The 12854-nt window shown below is 59.9% G+C and carries 11 protein-coding genes; 6 read left to right on the top strand and 5 right to left on the bottom strand.

The features are described 5' to 3' along the window. Positions 1–10 precede the first annotated feature (10 nt). Positions 11–460 (bottom strand): DUF2631 domain-containing protein, encoded by a 450-nt coding sequence (locus tag HMPREF2993_RS07170; RefSeq protein WP_010190371.1) that lies wholly within the window; start codon positions 458–460, stop codon positions 11–13. A gap of 192 nt (positions 461–652) precedes the next feature. Between HMPREF2993_RS07170 and dxr the strand changes: the two genes are divergently transcribed. The 5 genes from dxr (at position 653) to map (ending at position 7134) form a co-directional block, all read left to right on the top strand. Then, a complete protein-coding gene (gene dxr, locus HMPREF2993_RS07165; RefSeq protein ID WP_070701702.1) occupies positions 653–1819 on the top strand; it encodes a 1-deoxy-D-xylulose-5-phosphate reductoisomerase in 1167 nt (388 codons plus the stop codon). A 15-nt stretch (positions 1820–1834) separates the two neighbouring features. Next, positions 1835–3046, top strand: coding sequence for a M50 family metallopeptidase (locus HMPREF2993_RS07160; protein WP_070701700.1), 1212 nt, complete (start codon positions 1835–1837; stop codon positions 3044–3046). 74 nt (positions 3047–3120) lie between these two features. After that, the gene (gene ispG / locus HMPREF2993_RS07155; RefSeq protein ID WP_070701698.1) at positions 3121–4284 is read left to right on the top strand and encodes a flavodoxin-dependent (E)-4-hydroxy-3-methylbut-2-enyl-diphosphate synthase; all 1164 of its coding nucleotides are present in this window, start codon (positions 3121–3123) and stop codon (positions 4282–4284) included. A 57-nt stretch (positions 4285–4341) separates the two neighbouring features. Beyond that, positions 4342–6192 carry a penicillin-binding transpeptidase domain-containing protein gene (locus HMPREF2993_RS07150; RefSeq protein ID WP_046648063.1) on the top strand — a complete coding sequence of 617 codons (1851 nt, stop codon included), beginning with the start codon at positions 4342–4344 and terminating at the stop codon, positions 6190–6192. Between the two features lie 69 nt (positions 6193–6261). After that, complete coding sequence (map, locus tag HMPREF2993_RS07145; protein ID WP_046648064.1) at positions 6262–7134, top strand: type I methionyl aminopeptidase; 873 nt, start codon at positions 6262–6264, stop codon at positions 7132–7134. Positions 7135–7366: 232 nt separating this feature from the next. Here the strand turns inward: map and HMPREF2993_RS07140 are convergent, their stop codons facing one another. The 4 genes from HMPREF2993_RS07140 to HMPREF2993_RS07125 all read right to left on the bottom strand — a co-directional run bounded on the left by HMPREF2993_RS07140 (position 7367) and on the right by HMPREF2993_RS07125 (position 11017). Further along, positions 7367–7768, bottom strand: a complete 402-nt coding sequence (locus HMPREF2993_RS07140; RefSeq protein ID WP_070512652.1) for a hypothetical protein — start codon at positions 7766–7768, stop codon at positions 7367–7369. Positions 7769–7803: 35 nt separating this feature from the next. After that, on the bottom strand, positions 7804–8220 hold the full coding sequence (locus HMPREF2993_RS07135) for a hypothetical protein (RefSeq protein WP_049155406.1): 417 nt from the start codon (positions 8218–8220) through the stop codon (positions 7804–7806). 341 nt (positions 8221–8561) lie between these two features. Continuing rightward, positions 8562–9947, bottom strand: a complete 1386-nt coding sequence (gene mtr, locus HMPREF2993_RS07130) for a mycothione reductase (RefSeq protein WP_049155408.1) — start codon at positions 9945–9947, stop codon at positions 8562–8564. Between the two features lie 56 nt (positions 9948–10003). Then, positions 10004–11017: an alpha/beta hydrolase gene (locus tag HMPREF2993_RS07125; protein WP_049155451.1), complete on the bottom strand. Its 1014-nt coding sequence runs from the start codon at positions 11015–11017 to the stop codon at positions 10004–10006. A gap of 300 nt (positions 11018–11317) precedes the next feature. On the opposite strand from HMPREF2993_RS07125, the gene mqo reads away from it, so the two are divergent. Further along, complete coding sequence (mqo, locus tag HMPREF2993_RS07120) at positions 11318–12820, top strand: malate dehydrogenase (quinone) (protein WP_046648068.1); 1503 nt, start codon at positions 11318–11320, stop codon at positions 12818–12820. The last annotated feature ends 34 nt before the right edge of the window (positions 12821–12854 follow it).

Below are 12854 nucleotides of genomic sequence, written 5' to 3'. Positions count from 1 at the left end.
CGAAGAAGCTTTAGTTGGTCACCGGCTTGGCGGCGTGGCGGCCTTCGGAAACACCGCGGAGGTGAGCAATGCGGGAGGGCTCAATGTTGAGGGCGCGCAGCTCATCATCGGTCAGGGAAGCGTAGACGTTGTGAACGGTCTTCTGCTCATATGCCCAATCCGGTTCCTCGTGGCCCACCGGCTTGTTACGGGCGGTCAGGGTGCGCACCTGGGAGAGCTTTGGCTGCAGGGCGTAAATCACCAGACCAAGGGCAATCAGGATTGCCAGGGCGAAGAGCCAGATCGTCTCCACGTGACCCTTGTGGTTACCAAAGTTATAAGCAAGCAGGAACACGACGGACGTCCAACCAGCGATCTGTACGCCCGAGCGGCTGATGCGGGACCAACCGAAACCTGCGGACGGGACGTCATCGGTGGATACGCCGTCGAAAACCTGCGATGCCGGCTTGTGGGAAGACACTTGCTCTCCTTTGCGTGTACATGCAGCTCGCCCTGCTTAGAACTAATTGATTCGAGCGAGTGCACGAAAAATGCCAGTTATTCTGTGTAGTAGTTTAAATGATCCTGCCGATAACCGCGATTAAACACCCCCGACTATCGTTAGCGCAGCGCTCACGACTCTTGCTTGGGTTGACCGGCTAGGGTTGAGAGGGTGAGTACCCAACGCATTCTTATTCTCGGCTCTACTGGCTCGATTGGCACCCAGGCTCTGGACGTTATCGCGGATAACCCGGATAAGTTCACAGTCGTGGGTATCGCCGCCGGCGGTTCCAACCCGCAGCTCGTCGTTGAGCAGGCTCGTGCGCTCAACCTTTCGTTTGACCACGTGGCCGTCGCCAAGCCCGATGCGGCACGCACCGTTTCCGAGGCCCTCGGTGGCACCGTGCTTTCGGGCCCAGACTCTGCCGAGGAGCTGGTCAAGGCGGTGGACGCCGATAAGGTCCTCAACGCGCTTGTGGGCTCCATGGGCTTGGCCTCCACCATCGCCACCTTGGAGAAGGGTGAGCTGTTGGCGTTGGCGAATAAGGAATCCCTCGTTGCTGGTGGTTCCATCGTGACCCGCCTGGCGGGGGAGGGGCAGATCATCCCGGTGGATTCCGAGCATTCCGCCATGGCGCAGTGCCTGCGCGCAGGCAGCGGTGTGGAGCTCGAGCGCCTCGTACTCACCGCCTCCGGTGGTCCTTTCCGCGGGTGGACTCGCGAGGAGATGTGGGATGTCACCCCGCAGCAGGCTGCGCAACACCCGACGTGGTCGATGGGGCAGATGAACACCCTGAATTCGGCGACGTTGGTGAATAAGGGCCTTGAGCTCATTGAGGCGACGCTGCTTTTCGACGTCCACCCGGACCTCATTGACGTCACCGTCCACCCCCAATCCATCGTGCATTCCATGGCCACCTTCACCGATGGCTGCACGATTGCACAATGCTCCCCGCCGTCGATGAAGCTGCCGATCTCCTTGGCGTTGGATTGGCCGCACCGCGTGCCAGGCGCACAGCCGGCGTTAGATTTTTCCGCCGCACATGATTGGCGCTTCGAGCCGCTCGATGACGAAGCCTTCCCGGCCGTTCGCCTTGCCCGTGAGGTGGCCGCTGCCGGAGGTACCCACGCTGCCGTGTACAACGCCGCGAACGAGGAAGCGGCAGCTGCTTTCTTGGCGGGCCGCATTCACTTCCCGGAAATTGTTGACGTGGTTAGCCACGTCGTGGGTGAGGCCTCAGAGTTTGCTGGTGTACCCTCTAGCGTCGATGATGTCCTCGCCGTGGAAGGTGAGGCCCGCCGTCGCGCTAATGCGTTGGTGGATTCGCTCGCTCGTTAGAAAGCCCCCTATTTTATGGCAAATGTCCTCGGTATAGTCCTCTTCGCTGTGGGGATCGGCATCACCGTTGCCTTACACGAGGCGGGCCACATGTTCACCGCCCGTGCCTTCGGGATGCGAGTGCGGCGCTACTTTATCGGCTTTGGGCCGCGCGTCGCCTCCTTTACACGTGGCCACACCGAATACGGCCTTGCCGCTTTTCCAGTGGGTGGCTTTTGCGATATCGCGGGCATGACGGCGCAGGATGAGTTCCTCACGGAGGAAGAAGAGCCCTATGCCATGTATAAGAAGCCGGCGTGGCAGCGGATCATCGTTCTGGCCGGCGGTATCACGGTTAACCTGCTGTTGGGATTCATTATCCTGCTGATCATTGCCATGACCACCGGCCTGCCTAACCCAGACGCGGATGTTCGTCCACGCGTAGGGGAGGTCTCCTGTGCTGTGAACCAGAATGCCGAGGGTGAATTAGAACCCTGCCAGGGCCTGGGCCCAGCCGGTGAAGCGGGCGTGGAGCCGGGGGATATCGTTGTCGCGCTCAACGGCGAGACTATGGACTCCTTCGCGCAGCTTCGCGATACCGTCATGAACTACCCCGGTGACACCGTCACCCTCACCGTCGAGCGCGATGGTGCAGCGCGTGATTTCGATATCACGCTTGCTACGGTGACTCGACTCAACGCGGAGGGACAGCTGGTGAAGGTCGGCGCCATCGGCATGACCAACCAGATTATCGATATCAGGGAGACCTACTCCTTTGTCGACGCTATCCCGGCCACCGCGCGCTACTCGGGATATGCCTTGAACGCCACCGTCCAGGGCATCGCCCAATTCCCGGCAAAGATTCCGGGTGTGGTGGCTTCTATCTTCGGGCAGGAGCGTGATGTCAACGGGCCTATTTCCGTGGTGGGCGCCTCCCGTGTGGGCGGCGAGCTGGTGGAGCGCAGTCTGTGGTCCTCCTTCTTTATGATGCTGGCCACCCTCAATTTCTTCCTCGCGTTGTTCAACCTCATTCCGCTACCGCCTTTTGATGGCGGTCACATCGCCGTGATTTTCTACGAAAAGATCCGTGATGCCCTGCGCCGTCTCATGGGCAAGGAACCGAAGGGCCCGGCGGATTACACCAAGCTCATGCCGGTGACCTATGTGTTGGCTTTCATTCTTATGGCGGTGGGTGCGCTCATCATGATTGCGGACGTGGTCAACCCAATTCGGCTGTTTGGCTGGTGATCTGGCTGCCTGCTCCCGCTGTCGTGCGCGGTGCTAGAGTAGGGGCGTTAAAACCCAATTAGCAAGGAGCACACATGTCGACCCCTATTGGTCTTGGTATTCCCGACGGCCCACCTCCCACCTTGGCGCCGCGCCGCAAGACGCGTCAGCTCATGGTCGGCCAGGTTGGCGTGGGCTCTGACCACCCCATCTCCGTGCAGTCGATGACTACGACGAAGACGCATGACATCAACGCCACCCTTCAGCAGATTGCTCAGCTGACCGCCAGTGGCTGCGATATTGTTCGCGTAGCTTGTCCGAAGACTGTGGATGCGGAGGCTTTGCCAGCAATTGCGCAGAAGTCCCCGATCCCGGTGATTGCCGATATTCACTTCCAGCCCAAGTACATCTTCGCCGCCATCGATGCCGGCTGTGCCGCTGTCCGCGTTAACCCGGGCAACATCAAGGAATTTGATGGCCGCGTCAAGGAGGTAGCTAAGGCAGCCGGCGATGCTGGTATTCCGATTCGCATTGGCGTTAACGCAGGCTCCCTGGACAAGCGCATCATGGAGAAGTACGGCAAGGCCACTCCGGAGGCCCTCGTCGAGTCTGCACTCTGGGAGGCCGGGCTCTTCGAGGAGCACGGTTATGGCGATATCGCCATTTCCGTAAAGCACAATGACCCGGTCGTCATGGTGGAGGCCTACCGCCAGCTCGCCGCTCAGTGCGACTACCCGCTGCACCTCGGCGTTACCGAGGCCGGCCCCGCATTCCAGGGCACCATCAAGTCTTCGGTCGCTTTCGGTGCCCTGCTTGCCGAAGGCATCGGTGACACCATCCGCGTGTCCTTGTCCGCGGACCCGGTCGAAGAGATCAAGGTCGGTGACCAGATTCTGCAGTCCCTCAATTTGCGCCCGCGCAAGCTGGAGATTGTCTCCTGCCCGTCCTGTGGTCGCGCACAGGTGGACGTGTACAAGCTGGCCAACGAGGTCACCGAGGGCCTTGACGGTATGGAATTCCCGCTGCGCGTGGCCGTTATGGGCTGCGTGGTGAACGGCCCGGGCGAGGCCCGCGATGCAGATCTCGGTGTGGCCTCTGGCAACGGCAAGGGCCAGATCTTCGTCAAGGGTGAGGTCATCAAGACCGTGCCCGAATCCAAGATCGTGGAAACGCTCATCGAAGAAGCAATGCGCCTGGCAGAAGAACAGGGCCTGGAGGCCGTGGAAGGCGCCAAGGCTGAGGTTCGCGTTACCAAGTAGCACGCCTGCGGTGTGGGGTGGCCGCCGCGCCGCCCCAGGCTGCTACGCTGCCCAAGCATGAAGAGGTTCGTGGCGCTGCTGGGTGCGGTAGGTTTCGCGGCGTCGTCTGTGGTGGGATGTACCCCCAAGCCGGTGTCCGCACGCCCAATTGCAGAAGAGTTTCTCGAGAGCATGGAAACTCGCAACAACGAAGAGCTGGTGCAGCTGATCGACGATGGCTCGACCGCCACGAACACCCTTGACGCCACCTTCGCGGGCCTGCAAGCAGAGGGCCTCGACGTCGAACTGACCGGGGTAGATCAGGAAGAGGCTCAGGCCACCGCGCACTATTCAGTGACGTGGACTCTGCCGCGTAATCGTTCCCTCCGCTATGACACGTCTATGGCCTTGACTCGCAAGGACAAGGACTGGACTGTCCGCTGGCAGCCCAGCATCATTCACCCCGATCTCGGCGCGCACCAGCACCTCGAGCTGCGCTCAGTCGCGCCGAAGCGCGCGGGCGTGGTCTCCTCCGATGGCGTCGAGCTGATGTCACCGGGGCTGCAATACCGCCTTGTTGTCGATACCGACGCTGTCGATGACCCGCGTCCGCTGGCAGCTAAGATTTCCGGCGCTTTGAGCCAAGCGCATCGGGAGGATGATTCCATTCCGGAGGTTGATTCTGGCGAACTTGCCACAAACCTCGAAGGAATCGATGGCTCCTACTCGGTCACCATGCTCAACGAGGCCCAGGCAGCGAGGCTGCGTCCCGTCCTGGAAAACCAGAAGGGGATTCGCTTCAATGAGGAGCCGGCGCTCATCACTCGCGATACCGGCCTGGCACCCGACATCCTCTCCCGTGTGCGATCCATGGTTTCTGAAGAAGTCGATGGCAAGAATGGTTGGTCCGTCTCTGTCGTGAACGAACACGGGGCTGCGCTATCCGACGTCGAGTATCACGAGCCCGAAGCGGCTCCGTCCATCAAGGTTTCGCTGGATTATGACGTTCAGCGTGCTGCGCAAGAAGCCATTAATCTGCACCCCGGGTACGAGGCCATGATTGTGGCCATGCGCCCCTCCACGGGCGAAATTCTGGCCGTGGCGCAAACCCCGGAAGCAGATAAGAAGGGCGACATCGCCCTCCAAGGCCAGTTCCCTCCCGGATCGGTCTTCAAGATTATTACGGCCTCGGCGGGCGTCGACAAGCAAGGCCTGTCCACAGATTCCATCGTGCCCTGCCCGGGCACCATGGATCTGTACGGGCGCACCGTGACCAACTACAACGGGTTCTCGCTCGGTTCGGTACCGCTGCGCCAAGCCTTTGCACAATCCTGCAACACCACGTTCGCGCAGATCTCGACCGACCTCCCCAAGGGTGAGCTTCGCGACGTGGGCAAGCAATACGGGCTGGGCATCGACTATGAGGTGCCGGGGCTCTCGACGATTACCGGTTCGATCCCAGAGGGAGAAACCCCGCTTGAACGCACGGAAGCCGGCTATGGCCAGGGCCTTGACCTTGTCTCTCCCTTTGGCATGGCGCTTGTTTCTTCGACAGTAGCGGCTGGCAGGACCCCGACGCCGACTCTCATCGAGACACGGGAGACCAAGGTTTCCGAGGAGGTCCCCGCGCCGAGTGAGGAGACGCTGAATCAGGTACGGGACATGATGCGTCAGGTGGTGGCGAGCGGTACTGCGGCGGGTATGCAAGCACAGGGAACCATTTATGGAAAGACCGGTGAGGCAGAAATCAACGACGGCTCGCACGCGTGGTTTACCGGTTTCCGCGATGATGACATTGCTTTCGCCACTCTCGTGGTGTTGGGTGGTGGCTCGACGATTTCCGTCAACATCACTGATAACTTCCTACAGCGTTTGGATGCCCTCCGCGCGGAAGGCCACGGCGAGGTTGCTCCCGCACAAGAGCAGTAGCGCGCGCTCATGAGTGTGCCAATGGTGCTCTTTGTCGGGTGCTGGGGAAGAGGGCTACCATGAGTAGTTATGACTAAGCGCGCGATGCTGAAACAAGAAAAAGATACTCCAATCCGCACGGTACCGAAGGATATCGAACGCCCAGAGTACGTGTGGAAAGATACGGTCCAGGAAGCGCAGGGCGAGCCATTTGTGCAGACCCCGGAGGTCATTGAGGCCATGCGTGAGGCCTCACGCATAGCGGCCAACGCTCTGCAGGAAGCCGGAAAGGCTGTGGCTCCCGGTGTGACCACGGATGAGATTGACCGCGTTGCGCACGAGTATATGTGCGATCACGGTGCCTACCCGTCGACGCTGGGGTACTTGGGCTTTCCGAAATCCTGCTGCGTGTCCCTCAATGAGATTGTCTGCCACGGCATCCCGGATACCACGGTGATTGAGGATGGCGACATCGTCAATATCGACGTCACTGCCTTCAAGAATGGTGTGCACGGCGATACCAACGCCACCTTCCTCGCCGGCAATGTCTCGGAGGAGCACAAGCTGTTGGTGGAGCGCACGAAGGAAGCGATGATGCGCGGCATCAAGGCGGCGAAGCCCGGCCGTGAGATTAACGTTATTGGTCGCGTTATTGAGTCTTATGCCAATCGTTTCGGCTACAACGTGGTTACCGATTTCACTGGCCACGGTGTAGGCCCCACCTTCCACAACGGCCTCGTCGTGCTGCACTACGACTCTATGACCTACCGCGACATCCTTGAGCCAGGAATGACGCTGACCATCGAGCCGATGATCAACCTGGGCTCGCTGGACTATGAGATTTGGGACAACGGCTGGACCGTCCAGAACACCGATGGCAAGTTCACCGCCCAGTTCGAGCACACCATCGTTATCACCGATGACGGCAACGAGATCCTTACCCTGCCTGGTGAACTCGACTAGCTAAGAGGCGGTAAGGCTCGGTCTTAAGACAGTACCTCTTAAGACGCACAGAGCTGCCCTTGTTGACGAAAGTGCTCCGGATTCTTCAAAGGATCCGGAGCACTTTCGTCAGTTTGGAGGGGGTGCGTGCGCCCGTTGCGCCAGAGGTCGGAGATAGACAAAGCGCCCACCTCCGTAAAAGGAGATGGGCGCTTTCTAAGGCGCTGAGCTAATCAGCGAGTCCGCGTACTAATTAGCGGCGGAAGATCGGGTCCAGCACGTGTGCCGGGATAATGTGGTTGTACACAGCGAAGTTGTACGCAGCGAACAGGGCACCTGCGATGGCGGAGCCGATAGCAGCGTAGGTGCCCTCACGCCAAGCCTTAGCCCAGGTCGGGTTGGTGGTGTCATCAGCGGTGTTCTCGCCGAAGAGGTCAGCGCCGGTGACCTTCTTGTCACCCTCGGTAGCGTCGCCCCACTTGGAGGACAGGGTAGCGTCGCTGTCGTCCTCCTTGACCTTCTCGTTTGCGGAGGACAGCTCGGAGGAGAGGGAGGTTTCCTCGGTGTTCTCAGCAGCGAAAGCAACGGAGGTGCCAGCGAAAGCAACGGAGGCGGCGGTTGCAGCAGCAACAGCGGCGGTGCGGAAGTTACGCATGAAGTTTAAGCCTTTCGGAAAGTGTGTGGGGCGTCTTAGAAGGACGGGCCGTGGACGAAGAAGTTGTAGACCACGCCGATGAGGCCGGCGATGGAAGCGACGGCGCTAGCAACGCCTACGCCGTAGAAGGTCTTGGCCCAGGTCGGCTGGTCGCCGATGGTGGTGCACTCGCCAGCTTCGCCCTCATCGCAGTGCTCAGACTTGGAGGAACCAAAGATGGCACGGCCGTCAGCCTCGGTGCCGATGTTGTCGTCCTCGTCGACGTTGAACCAGCCGCCAACCTTGGAGGACAGGGAGCCCTCAGGCTTGTCGTAAGGCTGACCGCCCTTTGCGTCTTCGACAGCTTCGGTGGTGTTGGAGCCGTCGAAGGTGGCTGCGGTGGCAACGGTGGAGCCGCCGAAGGCAACTGCGAGAGCGGTAGCGCCGGCGAGGGCTGCATTGCGGATACGCATATCAAAATTCCTTAATGTCGTACGTGCAAGGCCTCCTGGCGGAGGAGCCTCGATTCACAGGGATAGGGATGAGTTTGGTATCCCCAAAACACACTGAGCCGACAGAGACCATCGACTCGTTCCGGTGTCTGTATAAAACCTATCCAACGGTCAGCCAAAATGCACGCTAGTTGGAGCGTTCTTTTACGCAAGCGGCAGGGGTACCCCCAAATTGGGTTAAACCCTGAAAGCTGGCTGAGTGATGTTGCGGGCGTTAAGGTGGCCTTGTAATGCCAATAGATAAATAAGGGGAAAGTAGTTCAAGGGTAGTGTGAAATAAATCACTGAACGATCTGTAACGATCACTCTAGCCACTCTAGTCCCAAAACGGCATTTTCGACGACCTCCGGCAACGCCGGGTGGATCCAATACTGTGAACGGGCGAACGTGCGCATGTCGAGGCCGCAGCTCATTGCGGTGATTAACTGTTGTATGAGAGTGGAGGCTTGCGGGCCCATGAGGTGAGCGCCGAGGAGCTGACCGGTCGAGCGGTCGGCGATGAGCTTGCAGACGCCCGTTGAATCCTCCATGGCCCAGCCATAGGCGACATCGCCGAAGTTCTGTACCTTCACTGTGACGTCGTAGCCCTGCTCGCGGGCCTGGGCTTCGGTGAGGCCCACGGTCGCAATCTGCGGGTGGGTGAAGACGGCGGCGGGAACGTGCTCGTGGGGCATGGGCTGAAGATCCTCTGGGTGCAACAGATTGTGCTGCACTGCTCGCTGCTCCGCGTTGGCGACGTGCTTGAGCATGTAGGGCGAGGAGACGTCGCCCAGCGCCCACACGCCCTCACAAGTGGTGCGGCCGTACTCGTCGACCTTGATGCGTCCGTCCTCGTGCATCTCGATCCCACTGGCGGAGAGATCCATCAGGTCGCCGTTAGGCTGGCGGCCGGTGGCGACAAGGATTGCCTCTGCTTCCAGGACGTCACCGTTATCCAAGGTGAGGCGGACACCGTCTGCGGTTTCTTCCACCGCCGTGGCGCTACCGATGCGGACATCGAAACGCTCTCGCAGGATGACGTTGAAGCGTGAGCGTAGGTCTTCATCGAGGAAGCGGAGGAATGTCTCCGAGCGGTTGACCACGGTCACCTTGGTGCCCAGGCCGTCAAAGACATGGGCGAACTCCATAGCGATGTAGCCGCCGCCGACAACGATGAGGCTGCGGGGCTGTTTATCCAGGCGCATGATGTCTTCGTTGGTATGGATCGGGGCAGTTGCGCTGGCGTAGGGCTCAGGTAGTACCGGGCGCGAACCGGTAGCGATGACGATGTTGTCGCCAGTGATAATGTCATCGCCCACCTGCAGGGTCTTTGGCCCGATGAACCGCGCGTGTTGGTCAAAGACCGTAATATTTGGGGTCTCCTCCCCGCGGCGGTACTCTTCGCCGCCTTGGGCGATCAGATCAATGCGGTTGTCGAAAACGCGCTTGACAATGCCCTCCCAGTCCACAGCGTCCACGTGGGCGCTGACGCCAAGGCGCGTGGCTTCACGCGCAGCAAGCGCAACGTCGGCCGCATAGACATACATTTTTGTAGGGATGCAGCCCACGTTGAGGCAGGTACCTCCGAAGGTTCCCTTTTCAATGATGGCGATAGATTTATCGTCAAACTCGGGGGAGGGGATGGAGTTTCCCGACCCGGTGCCAATGATGACGAGATCAAAGTGCTGTGCAGAAGTCATGGCGACCATTCTAAAGGTTCTACAGCCGCGGCTTCTGGAGGTCGAAGAGCGCGCAGCGCGCACACTTACTGAGCACGCTGTTCTGCGTTTATCGGCGCAACGACGCGAAGCCACTCGGCCGCGGCATTCAGCGCGTCCTCCAACGGTTCGGGCCGAGAGAGGAAAAGGTCGTGGCGGCCATCTTGGACGACGTGGAGGGTGTAGCGCGAGCTCAGCTCCTTAGCCCAGCGCTGACTTTGCCGGACATCGACGACGACATCGGCCGTGTTGGAGGACTCGCTATAGGGCTGATCAAGTTGTGAGCGCGCCGAGGTCATCGTCAGCAGTGGAACTCCAATGGTGATACGCCCGGAATGGATGGCGTCGAAGCCGTGGAAAACAGCAGCGACCCAGCCCAAGTATTTCGCGTGCCCGCCCAGCGGTTTCAAGCGGCGATCAAAATCCCACTCGCCCTGTTCGTGGGAATGGATGGATTCCCCGTAGGTGGTGAGATCCCCGGCGGGTAGCTCGACGCGTGGAGCGATAGCAGCGCCGGCATAAACTATGCGCTTGACCACCTCATAAGCGCCGTCCGACATTCCCATCATGGCCAGCCAAGGGCTGTTGAAAACGACACCGGCGATACGGCTGAAACGCGCGGGGTCGTGGCGGCGAAGACGATCAAGCCACAGAGCGATGATGGTGCCGGCTGTGGAGTGTCCCATGATGACGACACGTGGGTTGGGGAGGGCGTCGAGGGCCGCGTTGAGGTCGGCATCGTAATACTGCACATCACTGATGTAGTGCCAGGTTTGTCCCTCCCGGCGGGAGCGACCACATTTGCGCAAATCGACTGCATAGAAGGCGTAGCCGAGCTCATAGAAGTAGCGGGCAACGTGCTCGTGGAAGAAGTAGTCTGTCATGCCGTGGACCCACACTAGAGCGGGGCGATCGTCGTGGGCGTTGGCGGCGGGGCTGTAGCGCACGAGAGTCGCGCAGACATCGCCTTCGCCATCGGGATCGGTGCCGAGCTCGAGCGTGGCAGCCTGAAAGTCTGGGCCGAGAAGATCTTCTGACCATTCGAGTTTGTCAAATGTCATGGAGTTCATGATAGGTCGTGCGGTCAGATCCGTTCGGATGGGCGGGGAGCTGAGCTGATATGCCCTGCACCTCAAAAGGGGTGGTGGTTTGGGATTCGGGCATTTATGTTTCGAGGAATGCCTATTTCGCAGGAAGGGGCGTAAGGTGGAATTAATGCTTGACGGATCTTCCTGAGTGGAGGTCTGTATGCCGGCTTGGCCTTAGCATCGTCGAGCGCTTTCTCACCGCGCCCTGCGCACCCACATGCGCAGGGCATTTGACCACATCGAATACATCGACTCTAAGAGGTAATAAGTACAGTGTCCTCCGATAAGAAGACAGCACAAGTAGTAGACGAGGTTGAGGTCGCACTCATTGGTGCAGGTATCATGAGCGCCACCCTCGGCGCCATGCTGCGTGAACTCGAGCCCAGCTGGACTCAGATGGTGTTCGAGCGCTTGGACGGTCCTGCTCTTGAGTCCTCCTCCCCGTGGAATAACGCCGGTACGGGCCACTCTGCACTGTGCGAGTTGAACTACACCCCGGAGAAGAACGGCCGCATTGACGTTTCCAAGGCCCTGAACATCAACGAGAAGTTCCAGGTTTCTCGCCAGTTCTGGTCCCACCAGCTCAACAACGGCATCCTCACTGACCCGAAGGCCTTCATCAACCCGGTTCCGCACGTGTCCTTCGCGCAGGGTTCCATTCAGGTGGATTACCTGAAGCGCCGTTTCGACGCGCTGAAGGACAATCACATGTTCCCCAACATGCAGTTCAGTGATGATGACGCCACCTTCCAGGAGAAGCTGCCCCTGATGTCTGAGGGCCGCGATTTCGGCTCCCAGAAGGTGGCCATTTCGTGGACCGATGCCGGTACTGACGTTAACTTTGGCGCCCTGGCTAAGCAGTTCTTCACCGCAGCTAAGGCTGCAGGCACCGAGATCCGCTACGGCCACGAGGTCGTCGATATTAAGCGTGACGGTTCCAAGTGGCGTGTGGTAGCAAAGAACCTGCACACCGGTGATTACGAAGCTGTCCACGCCAAGTTTGTCTTCGTCGGCGCGGGCGGTTACGCGCTCGATCTGCTGCGCAAGGCAGGTGTCCGTGAGGTCTCTGGTTTCGCGGGCTTCCCGGTCTCTGGCCTGTGGCTGCGCTCCAAGAACCCGGAGCTGGTCAAGCAGCACCACGCCAAGGTCTATGGCAAGGCTGCCGTCGGTGCTCCGCCGATGTCCGTGCCGCATCTGGACACCCGTGTCATCGACGGTGAAGAAGGCCTGCTGTTTGGCCCCTATGGTGGCTGGTCCCCGAAGTTCCTGAAGAAGGGCTCTTACCTGGACCTGTTCAAGTCCATCCGTCCGGACAACATCACCTCCTACCTGGGCGTGGCAGCACAGGAGTTCGGCCTGACCAAGTACCTGGTTACTGAGGTCCTCAAGGACTTCGACAAGCGCGTCGAAACCCTCAAGGAATACGTCCCGAGCGCCGATCCGGCCGATTGGGAGACCGTCATCGCTGGCCAGCGCGTCCAGGTCATTAAGCCGGCGGGTGCACCGCAGTTCGGCTCCTTGGAGTTCGGTACCACCCTCATCAACAACCCCGAGGGCAGCATCGCCGGCCTGCTCGGCGCTTCCCCGGGTGCCTCCATCACCCCGGCCATCATGGTCGAGCTGCTGGAGCGCTGCTTCGGTGAGCACATGATTCAGTGGGGCGACAAGATTCAGGAAATGATTCCGTCCTACGGCACCAAGCTCTCCAAGGACAAGAAGCTCTACGAGGAGATGTGGGAGTACACGCAGAAGACCCTGCAGCTTGAGTCCAAGTAGTCCCGCTTTTCGCTTCGCAGGTAACTCTCAGTAA

The sequence above is a fragment of the Corynebacterium sp. HMSC068G04 genome (assembly GCF_001814885.1).
Classification (GTDB): Bacteria; Actinomycetota; Actinomycetes; order Mycobacteriales; family Mycobacteriaceae; genus Corynebacterium; species Corynebacterium hiratae.
The sequence above is the reverse complement of the archived record's forward strand: the minus strand, read 5'-3'. Positions and strand labels throughout refer to the sequence as shown.